This window comes from Kribbella sp. VKM Ac-2569, from assembly GCF_004216905.1.
GTDB lineage: Bacteria > Actinomycetota > Actinomycetes > Propionibacteriales > Kribbellaceae > Kribbella.
Window position 1 is genome coordinate 391979 of sequence record NZ_SGXJ01000006.1, and the last position, 20975, is coordinate 412953.

The 20975-nt window shown below is 65.7% G+C and carries 18 protein-coding genes; 4 read left to right on the forward strand and 14 right to left on the reverse strand.

The annotated features are described in order from the left end of the window. Positions 1 to 44: 44 nt before the first annotated feature. Positions 45 to 1361 carry an MFS transporter gene (locus EV649_RS35955; protein WP_130388151.1) on the reverse strand — a complete coding sequence of 439 codons (1317 nt, stop codon included), beginning with the start codon at positions 1359 to 1361 and terminating at the stop codon, positions 45 to 47. Then, positions 1358 to 2089 (reverse strand): GntR family transcriptional regulator, encoded by a 732-nt coding sequence (locus EV649_RS35960; RefSeq protein ID WP_241999101.1) that lies wholly within the window; start codon positions 2087 to 2089, stop codon positions 1358 to 1360. The genes EV649_RS35955 and EV649_RS35960 overlap by 4 nt, the downstream gene beginning before the upstream one ends. A 247-nt stretch (positions 2090 to 2336) precedes the next feature. On the opposite strand from EV649_RS35960, the gene EV649_RS35965 reads away from it, so the two are divergent. Then, complete coding sequence (locus EV649_RS35965; protein ID WP_130388153.1) at positions 2337 to 3722, forward strand: S8 family serine peptidase; 1386 nt, start codon at positions 2337 to 2339, stop codon at positions 3720 to 3722. Positions 3723 to 4402: 680 nt separating this feature from the next. Here EV649_RS35965 and EV649_RS35970 read toward each other — a convergent pair. From EV649_RS35970 to EV649_RS35995, 5 genes are all read right to left on the reverse strand, one after another. Then, positions 4403 to 6166 (reverse strand): AAA family ATPase, encoded by a 1764-nt coding sequence (locus tag EV649_RS35970; protein WP_198682869.1) that lies wholly within the window; start codon positions 6164 to 6166, stop codon positions 4403 to 4405. Positions 6167 to 6914: 748 nt separating this feature from the next. Then, complete coding sequence (locus EV649_RS35980; protein WP_198682870.1) at positions 6915 to 7796, reverse strand: helix-turn-helix transcriptional regulator; 882 nt, start codon at positions 7794 to 7796, stop codon at positions 6915 to 6917. Then, positions 7774 to 8283, reverse strand: a complete 510-nt coding sequence (locus EV649_RS35985) for a DUF6879 family protein (protein WP_130388157.1) — start codon at positions 8281 to 8283, stop codon at positions 7774 to 7776. The genes EV649_RS35980 and EV649_RS35985 overlap by 23 nt, the downstream gene beginning before the upstream one ends. An 11-nt stretch (positions 8284 to 8294) precedes the next feature. After that, the gene (locus tag EV649_RS35990) at positions 8295 to 8543 is read right to left on the reverse strand and encodes a hypothetical protein (protein ID WP_130388158.1); all 249 of its coding nucleotides are present in this window, start codon (positions 8541 to 8543) and stop codon (positions 8295 to 8297) included. Between the two features lie 184 nt (positions 8544 to 8727). Continuing rightward, complete coding sequence (locus EV649_RS35995; RefSeq protein WP_130388159.1) at positions 8728 to 9714, reverse strand: hypothetical protein; 987 nt, start codon at positions 9712 to 9714, stop codon at positions 8728 to 8730. 926 nt (positions 9715 to 10640) lie between these two features. Between EV649_RS35995 and EV649_RS36005 the strand changes: the two genes are divergently transcribed. Beyond that, the gene (locus tag EV649_RS36005; protein WP_130388161.1) at positions 10641 to 11477 is read left to right on the forward strand and encodes a carbon-nitrogen hydrolase family protein; all 837 of its coding nucleotides are present in this window, start codon (positions 10641 to 10643) and stop codon (positions 11475 to 11477) included. 19 nt (positions 11478 to 11496) lie between these two features. On the opposite strand, the gene EV649_RS36010 is transcribed toward EV649_RS36005, so the two are convergent. From EV649_RS36010 to pdhA, 5 genes are all read right to left on the reverse strand, one after another. Next, positions 11497 to 12327 carry an EamA family transporter gene (locus EV649_RS36010; protein WP_198682871.1) on the reverse strand — a complete coding sequence of 277 codons (831 nt, stop codon included), beginning with the start codon at positions 12325 to 12327 and terminating at the stop codon, positions 11497 to 11499. A 124-nt stretch (positions 12328 to 12451) separates the two neighbouring features. Beyond that, positions 12452 to 12961, reverse strand: a complete 510-nt coding sequence (locus EV649_RS36015; protein WP_130388162.1) for a hypothetical protein — start codon at positions 12959 to 12961, stop codon at positions 12452 to 12454. A 69-nt stretch (positions 12962 to 13030) separates the two neighbouring features. Next, on the reverse strand, positions 13031 to 14374 hold the full coding sequence (locus tag EV649_RS36020; RefSeq protein ID WP_130388163.1) for a dihydrolipoamide acetyltransferase family protein: 1344 nt from the start codon (positions 14372 to 14374) through the stop codon (positions 13031 to 13033). After that, the gene (locus EV649_RS36025) at positions 14374 to 15351 is read right to left on the reverse strand and encodes an alpha-ketoacid dehydrogenase subunit beta (protein ID WP_130388164.1); all 978 of its coding nucleotides are present in this window, start codon (positions 15349 to 15351) and stop codon (positions 14374 to 14376) included. The genes EV649_RS36020 and EV649_RS36025 overlap by 1 nt, the downstream gene beginning before the upstream one ends. Before the next feature lie 3 nt (positions 15352 to 15354). Beyond that, a complete protein-coding gene (pdhA, locus tag EV649_RS36030) occupies positions 15355 to 16416 on the reverse strand; it encodes a pyruvate dehydrogenase (acetyl-transferring) E1 component subunit alpha (protein ID WP_347233166.1) in 1062 nt (353 codons plus the stop codon). Positions 16417 to 16974: 558 nt separating this feature from the next. On the opposite strand from pdhA, the gene EV649_RS36035 reads away from it, so the two are divergent. Continuing rightward, positions 16975 to 17913 carry an EamA family transporter gene (locus EV649_RS36035; protein WP_130388166.1) on the forward strand — a complete coding sequence of 313 codons (939 nt, stop codon included), beginning with the start codon at positions 16975 to 16977 and terminating at the stop codon, positions 17911 to 17913. A gap of 489 nt (positions 17914 to 18402) precedes the next feature. Continuing rightward, complete coding sequence (locus EV649_RS36040) at positions 18403 to 18996, forward strand: hypothetical protein (RefSeq protein WP_130388167.1); 594 nt, start codon at positions 18403 to 18405, stop codon at positions 18994 to 18996. A 139-nt stretch (positions 18997 to 19135) separates the two neighbouring features. Here EV649_RS36040 and EV649_RS36045 read toward each other — a convergent pair whose 3' ends face one another. Further along, a complete protein-coding gene (locus tag EV649_RS36045; RefSeq protein WP_157996378.1) occupies positions 19136 to 19846 on the reverse strand; it encodes an SDR family NAD(P)-dependent oxidoreductase in 711 nt (236 codons plus the stop codon). Next, entirely contained in the window at positions 19843 to 20922 is a 1080-nt protein-coding gene (gene hisC, locus EV649_RS36050) for a histidinol-phosphate transaminase (RefSeq protein WP_130388169.1), read from the reverse strand. The genes EV649_RS36045 and hisC overlap by 4 nt, the downstream gene beginning before the upstream one ends. Positions 20923 to 20975: the final 53 nt, after the last annotated feature.

The window sequence follows — 20975 nt, forward strand, 5'->3', positions numbered from 1 at the left end:
ACCGCTCTGGCACTCGGCTGTCAGGCCGTGACAGTGCGCTGGTATCAGCCCTTCAGCGGGACGATCTCGTTGGCGAGCAGGGCCTGGTAGGCCTCGGGGTTGTACCGCGCGAGGTGGCCGCGGGCCTTCCGCCGGTACTTGAGGATCTGCCGGGTGCCGATCGCCCACAGCACGTACTGGAACGCCAGTGCGAACTTGAAGTCGTCGATCGCCTGCGGTGCACCACCTGACGACGCGTCGAGCAGTACGCCGACCATGCCGATGCAGATCAGGGTGGCGATGAACCCGCCGGTGTTGACCATCCCGTTGGCCGCACCGAACCGCGTTGTGGGGTTGAACGTCCGCGCGTAGTCCAGCCCGAGCATCGAGCCCGGTCCGCCGGCCGCCTGTACGACGATGAGCGCGAGGAGCACCGGCAACGGCGCACGACCCGGCCAGAGCAGTACGACGGTCCACATCACGACCGAGCCCGCGATCACCGCCAGCACGATCCACGAACGGTAGAACGGGAACTTGGCGGCGTACCGCCCGACCAGCGGGCCATAGCAGAGCCCAGCGAGCACAGGAATGATCAGCATGGCCGCAGCGGTCGTCGGAGCGAGCCCCTGTCCCTGCACGAGGAACGGGTAGCCCCAGAGCAGGCCGAACGTGCTGCCGGAGAAGCTGGTGGTGAAGTGCGTCCACAGACCGAGTCGCGTACCCGGTTCCTGCCAGGCGCGGCGCAGGTTCTTCTTGACCTCGTGCAGCGGCGGCTTGGCCCGGCGGAGCGGTTCGTCGTACGGCGAGTCCTTGATGAGGAACAGCACGAGCACACCGGCCAGGAGGCTCAGCACGCTTGCACTGGCGAACGTTGTCGTCCAACCGAAGGCGTGGAAGGCTGCGGCCATCGGCACGGTCGACATGATCGCTCCGAGACCACCGAGCATTCCGGTCGCCTGCGACATCACAGGCTGCCGTAGCGCGGGGAACCAGGACATGACCACACGCAGCACGCTGATGAAGACCAGTGCGTCGCCGACACCCAGTACGGCGCGTGCGGCGAGCGCAGCGGGGTACGAGTCGACCAGGCTGAACGCCGATTGCGCTACGAACAGCAGCCCGGACGCGGTGATCAGGAGGCGCTTGGAGCCGTACCTGTCGAGTAGTACGCCGACGGGGACCTGCATAGCGGCGTACACCGTGAGCTGTACGACGGTGAAGCTCGCCAGAGCGGATGCGGAGATGTCGAAGCGTTCTGCGGCCTGGAGGCCGGCCACGCTCATCGAGCCGCGGTGCAGCACGGTCACGAGGTACGTCAGGACAGCAGTGGCCCACACCGCCCAGGCTCGCCGTCCGCCCAGGGGGAAGAGGAGTTCGGTCACCGAGTGCCCCGCAGATCGCTCGCGGCTTCGGCAATGTGGGCGATGACGAGTTCACGGAAGCGCTTGACGCTGTTGCCGCCGAGCGCCTCGATCATCTCCTGGTGCGCGGTGATCGACTTGTCCATCCGGACCGGCTGGACCTCGATCCCGGGCACGCCCATCCGGACCTGACGGTCCCGCAGGCTGTTGTAGAGCTTCGCCAGGATTTGGTTGCCGGCGGCATCGACGATGGCCTCGTGGAAGGCCCGGTCGGCCTCCAGGAAGCTCTTCGCGTCACCGGACTTGCGGTGCGCGCGCATCTCGTCGACGCGCTCGGTCAGCGCCTCGATCAGCCGCTTGCGCCGCGGCCAGACCTTGGCGGCAGCGTGCGTCTCGATCAGCTCGCGGGCCTCGAGGACGTCGTCGATCTCCTGCGGCAGCACCGGGAGGACGAGCGCGCCGCGCTTCGGGTACAGCTTGACGAGGCCGGACTCCTCGAGGCGGAGCAGCGCCTCGCGCACCGGCGTACGGGAAACGCCGACTGCGGTCGCAAGCTCACCCTCGGTGAGCAGCTCGCCGCCGGGATAGGCCCGGTCCAGGATCGCGGCCTTCACGTACGCATACACGCGCTCGGCCGCGGGGATCTTCTCCACCCCCGGCGCCGCCTCGACGACCACGCGCGCAATCTCCGCGGTCTCGTCACCCAATATCAACGCATCCGGCGCCTGCGCCGGGTCCCCGCCTACCACTGAACTCCCACCCATACGGCTCGTATCTCTGTTGTATCTATCTTACACACAACTCAATCCACCGCTGAGGCCGGGTATTCCCCAGCTTGTCCACGAGTTATCCACAGGCGCGTCCACAGGATGTGGGGAACTGAGCGTGATGCAGGGTTTCCCCTGCGTTGTGGATGAAGGACTCCCTCTGTCCCGAATCCGGCCTAAAGTCTCCGCTTACCGGGCCCGTCCGCCCGGCACGCTCTGAGGAGGCATCTTGTCCCGAACGTCCCGCCCCCGCCGACTGGCAGCCGGCCTCTCCGCCATCGCCCTGGCGTGTGTGTCCCTGGGTGCCGCGACCACGGCGCAAGCCGACCCGGCACCCGGCCCCCTGATGAACTACGTGGTGAACACGAAGGCCACGCCCGGTCACGTCCGGAAGACCGAGGACGCGGTGAAGGCCGCCGGCGGGACCGTCCTGGTCTCGTACCGGCAGCTCGGCGTGGTGATCGCGCAGTCGACGAACCCGGACTTCAAGACCGACGTCCGCGTTTCGCGTGATGTGCAGTCGGTCGGCGCCACCCGGACCGCGGCGGTCAGCGAAGGTCCCGGCGGGCTGAACTCGAATGACCTCGCCGAGGCGACCCCGGTCGCCGACCCGCGCGAGGGCGAGCAGTGGGACATGGTCCAGATCAAGGCGGACCAGGCCCACGCGGTGACCGACGGCTCCCGGAACGTGCTCGTCGGCATCAACGACAGCGGCGTCGACGACACCCACCCCGACCTCGCGCCGAACTTCGACGCTGCGGACTCGGTGAGCTGCGTGGACAACGGCGTACCGGACACCGCAGCGGGCGCCTGGCGGCCGACGACCAGCTCGCACGGCACACACGTGGCCGGGACGGTCGCTGCTGCCCGGAACGGCGTCGGGATCGTCGGGGTCGCACCCGGCGTACGGATCGCGTCGGTCAAGGTCGTGAACGACGCGGGCTACATCTACCCGGAGTACTCGATCTGCGGGATCGTGTGGGCCGCGCAGCATCGGATGGCCGTGACGAACCACAGCTACTTCATCGACCCGTACGAGTTCTGGTGCAAGGACAACGGGGACCAGGGCGCAGTGCAGGAAGCCGTACGGCGCGCGTACGCGTGGGCGACCGACCAGGGCACGCTCTCGGTCGCGGCCGCCGGTAACTCGAACTACGACCTGTCCAACAAGACCACGGACGCCAACAGCCCGAACGACTCGACCGCCGTCACACGGACGATCAACAACGACTGCCTCGACATGCCGACCGAACTGCCCGGCGTCATCACCGTCGCCAGCACCACCGTCGACCGCGTGAAGAGCAGCTTCTCCAACTTCGGCCTGAACAAGATCGACGTCGCAGCCCCCGGCAGCTCGATCCTGTCCACGGTCCCCGGCGGCTACGCCAAGTTCAGCGGTACGTCGATGGCGTCGCCGCACGTCACCGGCATCGCGGCCCTGATGAAGTCCACCCACCCGTGGTGGGGCCCGCGCGACATCGAACGCGCCCTCCACCACGAAGCAGACGACACCGCCTGCCCCACCACCCCCGACCCCCGCTGCACCGGCACCACAGCCAACAACGCCTTCTACGGCGAAGGCATCGCCGACGCCCTAGACGCCGTAACCCCCTGAACCGAGCGGGGGTCCCCCGCCCGGGACCCCCGCTCACAGCCACTGTCTTACCGGCGAACTGTGGTTTGCCGGGCATGTGGTCTGCCGGGGAACTGTGGTTGACCGCGGGAAACTATGGTTTACCGGGGACGAAGAGATGTGGATTGCCGAGAGAACTGTGGTCGGCCCAACGCGGTGCTACGCACGGCTCCTCCGTCGCCGCACTACGCGCCGCCCCACCCACCCTCCGGCTTAGCGCCGGCACACAGTTCCGGCTAGCGCCGCGTACTGCCGGCTACCGCCGGCGAGCTGCGGGCTAGCGCCCGCCTTCTGCTCGCAGCGCTCGCAAGCAACCACCAGCCCCACGCCCCGACCAAGTCGACTGTCGTCCGGGCAACTGCAGCGGCGCCCCGCGACCGGCCAACCACCACGCGACGCGAACCGACGGACTGGCGGCCTGCGCGCCCGCCGCAAGGCCAGCACCCACCACTGAGCCTGCGAGCCGGACCGCTTAGTCACGGGTCGCCGTCGAGACCTGCATGTAGCGAGACATGGGTCGAGCCTGATCCTGAGGTCCCGCACAACTGCGGGCGGCTGGAGCATGTCGAAGATTCCCGCGACCAAGTCGCGATGTCGACATCGCGAGCCAGGTATGCACCAATGATCCGCCTTCGAGCCTCGCAAGGGTCTCGCGCCGCCAACTACTGATGCGCCGCCGCATCTATCTCCCGAAGAAGATCCGCAAGTTCGGCGGGAATCTCGGACACTCGATGGCTCCGAGCAACCGCAACCATGGATACGGGCTTGTAGCCAGAGGATTGGAGGGTCTTGTTCAGATCTGCCACAATCTGCTTAGGCGGACAATACCTCCGCCGAAAATCCGCAGACTTCCAGCTGACGCCAAACTCATTCTTAAATTTCGTCATGACGTCGACCTGATGAGTCTTCGCTCCCACCTCGTACGCAATTCTGTCGCTCAACATTCTCCCGAACACCGCATCTTCCATCGTGAGGGTTATATTGTCGATTTCACTATCGATAAAAGATTCCGGCGCTCCAGAAAGGCGAGAGAGTACGGAGGTTTGAATCACATAGCTCTCAAGCTCCTTACGCTCCCAGATATGTGCCGAGATGCAGGCTTGCTGAAACTTGTCCATCACCTCGACACATTGATTGTCAGGTCGATAGTCGCGATCCAAGATTACAAATACCTTGATTGCATCTGGCAGCAACTCGCTGCAGAGCCATTTGAATGGCTCAACCTGACCCCATTTTGAGTATCCACCAAGCGGAACGACGGTCACGCTCGGGTGGCTCTGAAGCGATTCGAGATTCAATATTCGGGCAAACCGCCGAAGGACATTCATGTCTTGGCCCTCGACGAAGACGGCCACGCGTGACCGGAGAGCGCGAGCCAGTCGCAGATTGAACGCGGTCCCGAGGGTTGCGGACAGCATCTCGAGGTCCGCCTCGTTCTTCGGTCGGCGTGAGGTGGTTCGGGTCTTGTCAACCAACGTTGTCAGTCGCGGATCGGCCTCGGCTACCACCTCCGCCGAGTGAGTCGCCACCACTACCTGACGATCCAGCGACTCCAACACGTGAACAAGCCTTCTTTGAAGATCCGGGTGCAGGTACACCTCTGGCTCATCCAGGATGACAGTTGAGCGATCCCGGACTCGGTATATGTGAAAGAGCAACTGGAGCCAGATTTGAATACCATCGCCGGCCCAGGCGATCTCCTTAGGTACCCGACTGCCGTCTTCATAATAGAAGGTGTCAAGAGCCATTCCCTTGGATTCCATATGATGACTTAATTGATCAATCTGAATATCTCCGAGCCAAGGCCTCGCCCACGCAATGAAGTCGTTTAGACTTCCATCATCCTGCAACATCCGCAGTTGGTTTCGGAAGTGTCGACTACTTAATCTTCCGGAAATATTTCGAGTAACCGTGGTGGTCTCAATCAGATATTCCGTGTGTTCAAGGGGGCTGAGGATCGGAATGACACCTAGGGGTGGGAACTCTGAACGCGCCTGACCTATCGATGTTACAGGGAATCCATTGGCACGGGTTAGATAAAAGAATGGGTTGACGGCATCGTCGTCATCCGGCTCTTCGGGCCATACAGCAGTCAACTTGACGCCACTCTTCCAGGTGAGTTCAAGCGCCGCCTCTGCATCTCCAAACTCATATCTAATACTGTCTCGTAATGCCGGGAACTCGCGCAACGTAACAGGGTAGCCAAGAAGCCGCGACCCGTTGTGCTGGATCGCCACATCCGGTTTGCGGGCGTACGCGTAACGGAGCAATACCTCGACGGTTCTGATCGCGGTCAGAATTGTCGACTTTCCAGCGTTATTGGGCCCCACCAAATAGGCGCTCTCACCAAAAGTCAGGGTGAATTTCTTGAAAGCGCGGAAGTTTGTCAACTTCAATTGCTTAAGCATGTCGCCCCCCGTCGTCATTCGCAGGGACAGTAGCACCTGATGTCCAACGGGGGAACAGTTCCGGGGTTTCCGCATCACTAACGGAGTCGAATCGCGACGACACCACCAATGCCAGCTTGGATTCCGTCCTTAGGACGGATCAGATGTCCCTCCGGAGCGGCGCTACGCTGGAACACCACTCCGGACGAATAGTCCAGCAGGTCGAGGGGTCTGGACGTGCTTGAAGCCGTTGTCCACCTAGTACCTGTGCAGGCCGTTGTTATTCGTCCAGATGTCGATGTGGAGCCAGTGGAGGTCCACGCGGTGGACTCGGAGGCACGCCGAGTCCTTGATTTCGGTGCCTAGGCGGCCTGCTTGCGGCAAACGATGAGGCGGCGCGTGTACATCGCCCGGTCGGTCTGGCGGAAGGGTTGGCAAAGGCGCAAAGGCCTAGTCATCGAGCCACTGGGCTCCGCTGGCGTCGCGGTGGTGGCCCTTGTGATCGCCGTTGATGCAGGCTCTGCCGGTCATTGGGTTCTCGCCGTCGCAGCGGGCGGCGGAGGGTAGGTCGGGGCAGCGTGTCTTGTGGTCGCCGTCGCCGGTAGGAGGCGTGGACCATTCGATGTCGGGAGGTGCGGTTTCCGCTGCTGTCGCTTGCGATTCGGTCATCTCGCCCCCGTGGTTGGGTTGCCTGGGTATCGACCACGCTAGGTCGTGCGGGTGGGGGCGTGGGTGGGGATTTCTTCGGATTTCTCGGTGGATTGAAAGTGACTGGGTTGCGGCGAAATCAGCTGCTCGGGGTGTCTGCTTCGGACGCGAGGTCGGACATGACTTGGCCGATTACTTGTCGTGCTGCGTGGTCGTAGCTGGCGACGCCGGCGAGCTGTTCGAATGCATCGCCGTACAGCTCGATCTCCTGGGGCTGGCGAAGGTCGAGTTCGGCGCTGAAGGTTTCGATCACCACGCGACGGTCGTCGTACATCCAGAAGCCGTGCCACGGCGAGACCGTGTACTCGGTCGCCGTTGCGATGATGCCGAGACGGACGTTTGGCAGGTGCGAGGCGGAGGCCAGTCGGTCGAGCTGGCCGAGGAGAGTGTCGACCGGGCACAGCCTCAGCCTGAGCGCGGCTTCGGGCATGACGACATGGAACTGTTTCCCTCGCCGATAGAGGATCTCTTGTCGCCGGAGACGGACAGCTACGGCCTCGTCAGCGTCGTTAGGTCCCTTGAGTCGGCGTACTGACTCATGGAACCTCGCGCGGGCGTACTCCGCTGTTTGCAGCAGTCCAGGGATGACCGTTGATTCAAAGATGCGGAACAGGCGGGTTCGTTGCTCCCACTCGAGGAGCTGCTCCTGCGCAGGCCGGTGCCCTGCGCGCAGCACGTGGCGCCATTCGGCGTACTGCAACTCCAAAGTGTGCAGCGATGCGAGCAGAGCATCGAGCTCGGATTCGTGAGCGCTCGCTCGCGCCCACGAACGAAGATCGTCGTCGGTGGGGGTTTGCCGGCCATTCTCGATCTTGGACACCTTCGACGGCGCCCATGCGAGAGACGCCGCGAACTGCCGACCGGTCATTCCTGATGACTGTCGGAGCTGGCGCAGTCTCTTGCCGAGGGCTGTGCGCGCCTCGTGGACGCTAACTGCGTCAGAGGTGTTGTTGGCTGGCAAAGTCGTCCCGTCGTACTGCTCGATGCCAGGCGGCGTCTCGCCAGTAATTGTGCTGCACGATCTCTGCTGGGTCGCTGATCAACTCGGTACCAAGGAACGCGTCGTTGTCGTCGAACTCCATGCGCACCAGAATTCTCGAATCGAACAACCAGTAGTCGTGCCTAGGTACGTCGGCGTCTGCCTGGTCGCGCGGTAGGTAGCGGATGTCCTCTCCGGCTTCGGTGGTGAACTCCGAGCACCACAGACCGAAGCGGCTGTAGTCGGTCAGCGGAATGGTCACGACACGGACCCTGGCAAAGCGGCGTCCGGCAGCTGTCGCGTCATGGACCAGGTCGAGCCACTCCCCCATCCAGGCCGGCGCATCGCGATCACCGGCTAGGTACCTCGCGAGGGGCTCGGCCTCGTCGGGCTCGTCGTACCGGTCACGCACTTCAAGCCGGAATGCAGTGTGCTCGAAGCTGTTGAGCAGCTCCCAGAGCGATGGCATGGGCTCGCTGGTCAGTGGCCTTGCTCCTGGTCCTCGAGGTAGCGGAGGGCGTACATCTTCAGCACGTCCTCGGGGATCTCGATCAGGGTCTCGTGGTCCGGTACCGGCGCGACGGCGTTGACGTCCGCGAGCACGTCCGGGTCGGTGACCTTCCAGCCCTGGGCAATGTAGGTCACCCGGTCGGTCCGGTCGGTTGCGAACAGCGTCGGTGAGTTGCTGGTCTGAGAGTTGGGGTCCTTGCCGAGGAAACGAGCACGCATGAGTTGTGCCTCCTTGCTCGAAATCGCTAGAAATCTACCTCTCTTGAGGATCCCGCCGCGTAGTCAATCGCGCAACATCGGACGCGAGTCGCCCGACAGGACCGCATCGCGTCACTCGCCTCGTCGCGGAGCGCGATGCTCTCAGTCTGGATCTCCGGGCTCGCGGCTGGGCAGACCCGGTGTGCTACTGGATGTGAGGGTAGAGGGTAAGCCTGCCGCCTGTGGCGGCGCTGATGACGGCTCGGACTCCGAGAGGCTCGGTAAGGGTGACGGTCGCCGGTGTGCTGGCGCCGACGCCCTCACAGAAGCCCCGCAACGGACTGTGGCTCCCGCCGATGACCACCATGTCGTTCAACTCGAGGACATGGGCCCGAAGGTCGCGGTCACACGTCCCGTGATCGAGGATGAAGGTGAGCGTGCGGTCATCGACCCCGGTGAGCCACCCGGCCTGCACGAGACTCGGTTCCAGCTTTTGGTCGAGCCCGGGCGGCGGAGTGGGCTCCACCAGAGGTTGCAGTATCTCTGTGGAGACAGCCAACACGACGATCGGTCGCGACAACCCCTTCGCAGTAAAGGACCACGCAGGCACTGTCGCGCCACCGTTGCTGGTTTCGACGTCAGCTGTCGTCAACGAAGCGCCAGTGATAGTGAGCTTGCACTTCGACGCCGGAATCGCCAGGTGGCCACAGTTGTCGTACGGCGTTGCGATCGCCTGAGTCAATGCGGGCCGCGGATCGAGGACGCGCACCTCGAGGCTCGATCCGTCGCCGAAATCGATGCGGGTGGTGCCACTGGATCCACCGTGCACTCCCGCCGCGATGGTGACATATCCGGCACCCCACGCAGCCTTCTGCTCGATGGTGTCGACGGCCAGCCCCGGTGCCAGGGACGAGTACAGGAAGATCCCTTCCCGAGGCTTCGGGATCCCCGCAGCCCGGACGGCCTGCTCGACGGCACGCGCCCGATCGAGAAACGCCGCAGTCGCAGGACCTACCGGAATCTGCGTCTCATCCGCCTCCCGAGGCGCCGTCGAACGAATGCTGGGCGTCGCACTGCTCGGCGCGGAGGTTGGCACTACCTCGTTCCCACAAGCCGCCACAGCAAGGACGACAAGAACAACGGCAGGAACCAAGCACCCACGACACCTCACACCACGACCAATGGTCCTCATGCTCAGTGGACGCGCATCGCGTGGCGAATCGCTGCAGTGGCTGTCATAGCCCGAGTATCCGCCCACCCCACCAAGCCATCAACCAGCCGCAACGGCCAGGAGCCGGAGTGCCTAGAGCCAGGGTGGGTTGTATCGGCTCACGTAGGCGCGTGCGCGTTCTGTCGGGTCTGCCCAGTATTGGTGCGGTTGTCGATGCACGTGTTCTTCACAGAACTCGCGAAGGTCGCTTGTGATCGTCTCCACCTGACGGACGGGGAGACCCTCGAAGTCGCTGTTGACCTGTAGGAGTTCGGACTCAAGGTTCCAACCCGACGCATCGAACACCCACGTGCCCCACCTCGCGTACACATGAAGGGGATGCTCGAAATCCCCCATGTACAAGGCCGCCAAGGCGATCCCCTGATCGGGATAGAAATCCCTGCAGATCCAGGCCAGCACGTGGCATGCCCCACTCGAGAAGAAGGCCTGATCCGTTCGTTCCCAGGAGACACGTTGATCTGCCCGCTCGATCGCGGTTCGTCGAAACACCCCAGACGCTGTCACTGCCACGAGCCGATGCTAGCGAAGCGGTCCCCCCGTCTACGCCGCTCTGGGTAGGCAGGGATCCGCAAACGGGCGATCGCGCAACTGTGGATAACCGCCGGGGACTGGGAACAGGCCATTGCGTGTTCCCAGTCTCCGGGGGTTATCGCAAGTCAGCCGAGGAGCTTGGCTAGGTGGTCGATCGCAGCAAGAGTTGGTTGACGGGGAGCTGGGAGAGGCGGCACGATGTGTCGCGGCGTGGCCTGCGCCTAACCTTCGTTGATCGTCCCCAGCGCGGTCCGGTGTGAAGGCAAAGGGACCTTGGTCTCAGGTCGCTGTCGCTGGTCCGACTGTCTCGGGACGTGGTTGCTGGGGAAGCCGTGTGCCGGGGCACGGAGGACGAAGTGACGAACAGCAAGCGATCCCTTCGCATCGCGGTCGCTCAGACGACCGCCACCGCTGACACCCGCCACAACGGCAGCACGGTACGGCGTCTGATGCGCGAGGCCGCTACCGAGCGAGCCCGGCTGGTGCAGTTCCCCGAAGGTTTCCTGTCCGGATACGCCAAAGAGCAGATCCAGGACTGGGACGACGTCGACTGGCCGGCGGTCCGCGACGAGCTCGAGCAGATCGCCGTACTGGCCGCGGAGCTGGGCATCTGGGTCGTGCTGGGGTCCGCGCACCCGCTGACCCCACCCCATCGGCCGCACAACAGCCTGTACGTGATCTCGGACGAAGGAAAGGTCGTCGATCGCTACGACAAGCGGTTCTGCTCGCACACCGAGATCACGCGCTTCTACAGCCCCGGGTTCGACCCGGTCGTCTTCGAGGTCGACGGGTTCCGGTTCGGGTGCGCGATCTGTATCGAGATCAATTTCCCCGACCTGTTCTCGCAGTACCGCGAACTCGGTGTCGACTGCCTGTTGCTGTCCGCCTATCCCGTCGACGAGGTCTTCGAGGCCAAGGCCCGCACCCACGCCTCGATCAACACGTACTGGGTCGCGATGGCGTTGCCCTCGCAGACCGCGCACCTGATGAACTCCGGCGTGATCGGCCCGGACGGTCGCTACCTCGCGCAACTCGACGGCGGTGAGGGCGTGGTGTACGCCGACCTGAACCGTCCCGACTTCGCGATGTGGTTCGAGAAGGCTCGACCGTGGCGCGAAGAGGCCGTGGCCGGCGAGATCTACCGCAGCCGCGCAGTCGACGATCCGCGGAGCGCCGACCGTACCTGCATCTGAGCAACGCAGCCGTCGTGGTCTAGCCGGTGGTGATCAGGACTACGCCGGCTACTACGACGGCTGCGGCGGCGGCTCGTTTGGGGCCGAAGCGTTCGTGGAAGAAGATCGCGCCGATGATGGCGCCGAAGATGATGCTGGTTTCGCGGAGGGCGGCGATCGCGGCCAGGGTGCCGCGGGTCTGGGCCCAGAGGACGAGTCCGTACGCGGCCATCGAGACGACGCCGCCGGCCAGCCCGGAGAGGATCGCGGGGCGGGGCAGGTTGAACGCCTGCCGACCGCGCCAGAACAAGACCGCCAACGGGACCGCGAACCCTTGCAGCATGAACACCCAGCCCATGTACGTGGCCACCGGCATCTTGTGTACAGCGACCCCGTCGACGACCGTGTACGACGCGATCATCAGCCCCGTCCCGATCGCGGCGAACAGCGCCGGGACCTGACCGCGCCCCGGGCGGCCGATGAATACGAGCGCGATCAGTCCCGCGGACACGAGCAGTACGCCGGCCAACTCGAGTACGGCCAGGGTCTGGTGCAGTACGACGATGGACACCACGGCCACGACCCACGGCGACGTACCGCGGGCCAACGGGTACATCTGGCTGAACTGACCCAGCTGGTACGACGCCAGCAGCCCACCGAGGTACGCGAGATGCAGCAACGCGGACGCGATGATGTACCACCACGTCCCGGCCGGCGGCAGCCCCATCACCAGCACCGCGACGAGCCCGATCACGCCCGCCGCAAGCTCGAACAACGCCAACCCAGCAACCCGATCCGGCGCCCCATGAGCCATCGCATTCCACGTCGCGTGCAGCACCGCCGCCCCAAGCACCACCAAGATCACGACCACCCCCACACCCTCTCACCGCACAGTGAGCCGGTCAGGCGGAGGGGCGGCCGTCCATGGCGGGATGGCGCTGGCGTTCGGAGGATCCCTGGGGATAGCTGGATGGTGAAGCGCTTGAGGTCGAGCCTCAGGCAGGCGGGCTTAGGTCCCGGTCGTCCGGCAGGACCAGTCGGTGCAGGGGGTGGCCCGATGACGAGAGGCCGGGCCCGATGAAGCCGAAGTAGTCGATGGCAAGCCCGATTGCCGTCAGTCCGAGGAACACGGCACCCACACCACTGCCGATCCAGGCCCCGGCGTTGTCGACAGGGGCGAATATCCCCAAGAGGATCGCGCCCAGGCCGAGCAGCGCGATCACGCCGGCGGCGGTGTTCCAGACCTTGAGGACACGGTTGGTCGCGGCGACGCTGTAGACGCGGTACGTGGGCGGGTTGCTGCACACGGCACAGTCGCCGACCCAGCGGTACACCGAGTCGCCGTCCTGGGGCCGCCGTACGTGCTGCACGTAGCCGACGTAGTCCCAGGCGATCTTGTTCCAGCCGGCGTACCGGCCGAGGAAGTTCTTGCGGTGCATGAGCTGGACCGTCTGAACGGGAGCGATCTTCGAGCTCGGCATCACACCGACGGTACGGATGCTCACCGGGCGTGTTCCACGCGTGGCCGGTACCTGCCAGCGGGCCCGGGTGGATTCACCCGGGCCCGCTGGCGATCAGAACATCAGTGCGCGGGCCGGGTCTTCGAGGATGCCGGCGACGTCGGCGAGGAAGGTGGAGCCCTTTTCGCCGTCGATCAGGCGGTGGTCGAAGGACAGCGCGAGCGTGGTGATCCAGCGCGGGACGATCTCGTCGTCCACCACCCACGGCTGCTTGCGGACCGCGCCGAACGCGAGGATCGCGGCCTCGCCCGGATTGATGATCGGCGTACCGGCGTCGACACCGAACACGCCGACGTTGGTGATCGTGAACGAACCACCGGCCTGGTCCGCCGGCTGGGTCTTGCCCTCGCGGGCGGTGGCGACCAGGTCGTTCAGCGCCTTGCACAGGTCCGGCAGGGTGCGCGAGTCGGCGCCCTTGATGTTCGGGACGATCAGCCCGCGCGGGGTGGCCGCGGCGATGCCGAGGTTGACCGCGCCCTTGTAGACGATCTCCTGTGCCTGCTCGTCCCAGGCCGCGTTGACGATCGGCGTACGGCGGGCCGCCAGCGTGACCGCCTTCGCGACGATCAGCAACGGGGAGACGCGCAGATCCTTGAACGCCTTGTCGGACTTCAGGCGCTCGACCAGCTCCATCGTGGCGCTGACGTCGACGGTGATCCACTCGGTCACATGCGGCGCGGTGAACGCACTGGCAACCATCGCCTGCGCCATCACCTTCTGCACACCCTTGACCGGCACGCGGGTGTCTTCGCGCCCGCTGACAACCGGAGCAGGCTCGTACGCCGGAACGTCCGCAACTGCAGGCTCCGCCGCGTAACCCTCGACGTCGGCCCGCGTGATCACCCCACCCGGCCCGGTCGCCGTCACCGCAGCCAGATCGATCCCCAGATCCTTGGCGAGCTTCCGCACCGGCGGCTTAGCCAGCACGTGAACGGATCCGTTGCCCCCAGCAACCGGCGCAGCAACCGGCGCAGGAACAGGTGCGGGCGCCGGAGCTTGCGGGGGGAGAACGTCAGCCGCCGGAGTGGACGGCTTCCGTTGGCGGCGTTTGGCTTCGGTGGTCTTCGGCCCGTAGCCGACCAGGACCGCGGTGCGGCCGCCGGTCTCCTCGGGCTCGGGGATCGTCGGAACGAGGTCTTCCGGAGAGGCTTCCGACGACTCTGTCTGCACCGAGATGATCGGCGTACCGACCGGGACCGTCTCGCCCTCCGGCACGAGCAACTCGGTGACCACGCCGGCGAACGGGACCGGAAGCTCGACCAGCGACTTCGCGGTCTCGATCTCGACGACGGTGTCGTTGAGCTTGACCGTGTCGCCGGGCTTGACCTTCCAGCTGACGATCTCGGCCTCGACGAGTCCTTCACCGACGTCGGGGAGGCGGAACTGCTGGATGCCCATCAGTACCCCATCACCCGGTCGACGCCGTCCAGCACCCGGTCGAGGTCCGGAAGGTAGTCGTCCTCCATCCGCGACGGCGGATAGGGAGTGTCGTACCCGGTGACACGCAGCACCGGCGCCTCGAGGTGGTAGAAGCACTCCTCGGTCAGCCGCGCCGCGATCTCCGACCCCGGACCGAACGAGTACGGCGCCTCGTGCACCACGACCGCACGCCGTGTCTTGCGAACGGAGGCGAAAATCGTCGCCAGGTCGAACGGCGCGATCGTCCGCAGGTCCACGACCTCCAGGTTGCGGCCGTCCTCGACCGCGGCCTCGGCCGCCTGCAGACAGGTCTTCACCATCGGGCCGTAGCAGAGCAGCGTCGCGTCGGTGCCCTCGCGGAGCACCTTCGCCTTGTGCAGCGGCAGCGAGGGCGGCGTGGACTCGTCCAGCTCGGCCTTCTCGTGGTACCGGCGCTTCGGCTCGAAGAACACGATCGGGTCGTCGGACTCGATCGCCTGCTGGATCATCCAGTACGCGTCGACCGGGTCGCCGCAGGAGATCACCTTGAGGCCCGGCACGTGTGCGAACAGCGTCTCCGGCGACTCCGAGTGGTGCTCGACCGCGCCGATACCGCCGCCGTACGGGATCCGGATGACGATCGGCATCCTGATCTTGCCCATCGACCGGTAGTGCATCTTCGCGACCTGGTTGATGATCTGGTCGTACGCCGGGAACACGAAGCCGTCGAACTGGATCTCGCAGACCGGCCGGTACCCGCGCAGCGCGAGGCCGACCGCGGTGCCGATGATCCCGGACTCGGCGAGCGGGGTGTCGATCACCCGGTCCTCGCCGAAGTCCTTCTGCAGGCCTTCGGTGACCCGGAACACGCCGCCCAGCTTGCCGATGTCCTCGCCCATCACGAGGACCTTCGGGTCCTTCTCCATCGCGGCCCGGAGGCCGGCGTTGATGGCCTTGCCGAGAGTGATCTTGGTCATCGCTCAGCCCTCGCCTTCGAACGAAGCGGCGTACGCGACGAACTGGTCCCGCTGCTCGGCCAGTTGCGGAGTCTCCTCGACGTACACGTTCTGGAAGAAGTCGGTGAGCACCGGATCCGGCAGGGCGAGGCAGCCGGCCCGCAGCTCGGCGGCGATCTTGTCCCCCTCGGCCTCGATCTCGTCGAAGAAGTCGTGGTCGACGGCGGCGTGCCGGCTCAGGTACGCGTGCACGCGCTCGATCGGGTCCTTGAGCTTCCAGTGCTCGAGGTCCTCGTTCAGCCGGTACTTCGTCGGGTCGTCGGACGTGGTGTGCGCGCCCATCCGGTACGTGTACGCCTCGATCAGCGTCGGGCCGCTGCCCTCGCGGGCCCGCTTCAGAGCCTGCTGCGTGACGGCGTACGTCGCGAGTACGTCGTTGCCGTCGACGCGGACGCCGGGGAAGCCGAAGCCGGCGGCGCGCTGGTACAGCGGGATCCGGGTCTGCCGGTCGATCGGCTCCGAGATCGCCCACTGGTTGTTCTGGCAGAAGAACACGACCGGGGCGTTGAACACCGAGGCCCAGATGAACGCCTCATTGACGTCACCCTGGCTGCTGGCGCCGTCACCGAAGTAGGCGATCGTGGCCTCGCCGTTGTCGGCGTCGCCGACCGCGTGGTCGCGCTGCTGACCCATCGCGTACCCGGTCGCGTGCAGCGTCTGGGCGCCGATGACGATCGTGTAGAGATGGAAGTTGTTCTCCTTCGGGTCCCACGCACCCTGGTCGACGCCGCGGAACAGTCCGAGCAGGTTCAGCGGGTTGACCCCCTGACAGAACGCGACGCCGTGCTCGCGGTACGTCGGGAAGACCATGTCTTTGTCGTTCAGAGCCCGGCCGGAGCCGATCTGCGCGGCCTCCTGGCCGAGCAGCGACGCCCACAGCCCGAGCTCACCCTGACGTTGCAGGGCGGTCGCCTCGGTGTCGATCCGGCGAACCAGGACCATGTCCCGGTAGAAGCCCTTGATCGTCTCGTCGTCCAGGTCGAACTTGTAGTCCGGATGCTCGACGCGCTCGCCTTCGGGCGTCAGGAGCTGGACGAACTCGACCTCCTCGGAGGCCTGGGGCGGACTGACCGGCGCCTCGTGGGGCGCGAACACTTCCGGGGCAGGGCCCGGCACAGACTCACTCACATGCACTCCTCGGGTTCGAGCGCGGGATCGCCGCGACCGCAACGTTGCACGGGGCCGGCCCGGTGCGCCGGATGAGGCTTTCGCAGGCTGGTCCGCGTGATTCCAGGGGTTGATGCACTGCTGGCAGTGGACCTCCTCACTGGTCTCACTCCCATCTTGCCGGACACCGTACCGACGAGGTGCCTGATTCGCTAACTGTCTGGACTCCGGCGGGTACGGCGGTACCGAAATCGGTCCTGCGGTGAGACACCAGTCCAACCACTGGTCCTATCGGCACGCTCATATTACAGAGATCGGGCGTCTCGACGGCAAGTGTCACAAATGGGTCTCGACGTACGCCGCCGTGGCGGGAATCCGTGGATCGGTGGCCGGAAACCGCCTTGCGCGGGAGTCGTCGCGAGCCATAGCGGAAGCATCGTTCTTGCAAAACACCCCTGACAGCCCGAGGAGGTTCCGATGGCCGCGTCTGCTCCCGCCGGAGTGGTCGAGACCGGTTCCCGGACGGCCTCGGGCGCGATGATCTGGACCGCCCTCGCGGTCGTGTACGTCGTCTGGGGTTCGACGTACCTGGCCATCCGGGTCGTGGTGGAGGCGGAGATCCCGCCGCTGCTCGGGATGGCCACCCGCTTCCTCACGGCCGCGTTGCTGATGGCCGCCGGCCTGGCCCTGAAGTCGGGCTGGCAGCGGCTGCGGATCACCCGCCGCGAGGCGGTCGGCGCGGCCACGGTCGGCATCCTGCTCCTTGCCTTCGGCAACGGGGCGGTGGCGATCGCGGAGCAGACGGTGCCGTCCGGGCTGGCGGCGTTGCTGGTCGCCGCGATCCCGTTGTGGCTGATGCTGCTGCGGGTCGGTGGCGGTGAGCGGCCGCGGTCGATGACCTGGATCGGCGTACTGATCGGGTTCGGCGGAGCAGCGCTGCTCGCGTTGTCAGGTGGCAACACGAGCGCGAAGCCGCTGTCGGTGGCGATCCTCGTGGTCGGCACGATCTGCTGGGCGATCGGCTCGCGGTACGCTCCGCGACTCGGGCTGCCGCGGGATCCCCTGGTGACAGCGCTCTACGAAATGGTCTTCGGCGGTACGGCGATGGTGTTGCTCGGCGTACTGCGGGGAGAGCCGGGTCGACTGCACCTGGACCGGATCCATGGGAGTGGATGGATCGCGCTGGGCTACCTGGTGGTGTTCGGGTCGCTGCTCGCGTACACGGCGTACTCGTATCTATTGGCGAACGCGCCGATCTCGCTGGTGGGCACGTACGCGTACGTGAACCCGGCCGTCGCGGTGTTCCTCGGCTGGCTGATCCTGAGCGAGAGCCTGACCTGGCAGATCCTGCTCGGCGGCGCGGTGATCATCGTCGGCGTCGCGCTCGTCGTCACCTCGGAGCGCCGGCGCTCGTAGCGCTCGCAGCGCTCGTGACAAAGGAAAGACCCGGGCCCCAAGGGACCCGGGTCTCCCACCGCTGCCGATGCGCGCGGCAGCGGGTCTGGCTGCCGGTCGCGCCGCGCCCCGAAAAACGCGGCACGAAACTCCGGCAATGGTTCCAACATATTCCGACGAATCGTGCTATTGCCAATTCGGCAGCCACCGAGCCCACCGAAACAATCTTCCGATTCAGCGGGCTTCCGTCACCCGCGCTGACTCAACGACGTACCCGGAGCTCGGTTACGGGACCTTCTGTCTCAACTTCCACTCACTCTCCCGACCGCACGATTACTGGTAAGTTGCCTGGTCAGCACGATATTCGCTGCTCCGTCAGGGAACTCATCACCGGACTACTATGCATGCCCGTACGCGGAAAAAAGTTGACGAAAAAGTTTGTAACCGCCTGTGCCAGGTGTCGTTAGCACTAAGACGAATCCGTCAAAACCCGAAAGGAAACCTGGCATAATGCAGGTAACTCGTAAGATCGTCGCCGCTGCAGCGGTGGCGACTGTCGCCACCCTCGGTCTGGCCACCGTCGTGAGCGCCAACGTTCTCGACGACGCCCAGCAGAAGGCTCAGGTCACCGGCCTGGCCGACGCGGTGTCCTCGGCCAGCAAGGGCTACGACGGCGACCACGCTCGCTGGTGGGGCATGAAGAAGGACGGCTCGCTGGTCGCCATCGACCGCAACGACCTCGGCGCGTTCCAGGCCTGCCACAACTTCGGCTCCGCCACCGGCATCGGCGGCAACGTGCCGGCGCAGGACATCACCGGCATCGTGGGCTGGGGCAACGACGGCAACAGCGTGACGGCCGTCAAGACCTGCGAGCAGGAGAACGAGCAGAACCGCAAGTGGTACAAGGCCGACGGCAACGGCGTCGTCTCCGTGAGCGACAACAAGGTCGGTCCGTGGCAGGTCTGCCACAACGACATCTCGGGCTCCGGCATCGGTGGCAACGTGCCGCTGACGAACCCGGTCGGCATCCTCGGCCTGGACAACGACGGCAACTCCGTCGACTCGCTCAAGACCTGCGAGCAGAGCAACGAGCAGAACAACTGACCCTCCCTGGTCAGTGATGCAGGACCCGAACCAGTCACCTCGGTGGATTGACTGACTCGGAGCACCAAAAGCGGCGCCGGGAGCAAGCCTCACTCCTCCCGGCGCCGCTTCTTTATGTCTGCACCTGATCCAGCAAGTGTCAGAGGGTGCGGAGGTCTGTGCAGGTGCCGTTGGGGAGGTCTCGGGTCAGGAGGGACCAGATGCCGGTGGCTGCTGTCTCGGGGGTGGTCAGGGTGCCGGTGGTTTTGAGGTTGTGGAAGCGGGTTACGGCGGGGAAGTCGGTCTCGGGGGTGGATCGGATTTCGGATTGCATGGCGGTGTCGACCACGCCGGGGGCTACGGCAACGATGCGGCAGCCGTCGGTGGGTTGTTCCTGGCCTACGGTGCGGACCCAGTGCTCTACAGCGGCTTTGCCGGCGTTGTACGACGACCAGCCGGAGTACGCCGTGGTTGCGGCGCCGGAGGACAGCATGATCAGGTGGCGCTCGCAGGTGAGGTGCGCGGACGCTCGGAGGAACGCGGCCCCGAGGACCTGGGGTGCGGCGGAGTTCAGCAGGACCGCTCGCGTGTAGGCGTCCGGGTCAGCTCCAGCCGCCGGGCCGATCGGTGTGATCGTGCCGGCGTTGTGGATGAAGACCACGCGGTCACCGTCGTACGTCGACAGCTCGTCGGTGAAATGCTCCGCGACGCGGGACCAGTCGGCCGGATCCGCCAGGTCCGCCTTGAAGTGTTCCGCCGTACCGCCGCGGCGTGAGATGTCGACGACCCGGGCGTCCGGGAACGGCACCGTCGCGGCCAACGCGGCGCCGATCCCGGCCGAAGCGCCCGAGATCCAGACAAGAGCGCTCACTGGCGCCAGGTGCGGGCGACGCTCAGGAACAGGTCGTTGGCCTCGCGTTCGCCGATGGTGACGCGGACGCCTTCGCCGGGGAACGGGCGGACCGAGACGCCTTCGGCCTGGACAGCCTCGGCGAACCGGACGGTGTCCTCGCCGAGGTCGAGCCAGACGAAGTTCGTCTGCGACTCCGGGACGTCCCAGCCGGCCGCCTGCAGCGCGGAGACGACCCGCTGACGCTCCTCGACCAGGGCGTCGACCCGCTCCAGCAGCTCCTCCTCGACCGCAAGGGACGCGATCGCGGCCGCCTGGGCCACGTAGCTGACGCCGAACGGGAGCGCGCACTTCCGGATCGCCGCGACGACGGTCGGGTGACCGATCGCGTACCCGACCCGGAACCCGGCCAGCCCGTACGCCTTCGAGAACGTCCGCAGCACCAGCACGTTCGGCCGGTCGCGGTACAGCTCGACCCCGTCCACGACGTCGGTCTCCCGGACGAATTCGCGGTACGCCTCGTCGATCACGACCAGCACGTTCGACGGTACGGCGTCCAGGAACGCGAGCAGCTCGTCGCGTCGTACCACCGGGCCGGTCGGGTTGTTCGGCGTACAGACCAGCACGACCTTGGTGCGGTCGGTGATCGCGGCCTCCATCGCCTTGAAGTCGTGGCGGGCCTCGGCGGTCAGCGGCACCTTGACCGACGTCGCGCCGGTCAGCTGAACCGCGATCGGGTACGCCTCGAACGAGCGCCACGCGTAGACGACCTCGTCGCCCTCCGCGACCGTCGCCTGCAGCAGGTGGTAGAGCAGCGCGACCGACCCGGTCCCGACCGCGAGGTCACTCACCGGCACGCCGAACCGGTCCGACAGCGCCTCGAGCAGGTCGACGGCACCCATGTCCGGGTACCGGTTCATCTGCCCGGCGGCCTCGGTCGCGGCGGCGAGCACACCCGGAAGCGGCGGGTACGGGTTCTCGTTGCTGGACAGCTTGTACGTCGGGCGACCGTCGGAGCGCTCCGGCGGACGGCCCGGCTTGTAAGCCGCGACATCGTCCAGGCAGGCGCGAAAGCGAACCTCGTTGTCAGGGGTCATGCCCGCAGGTTAGTCCTTACCCGCACCCCGGAACCACCCTCGGAGAAGCGACG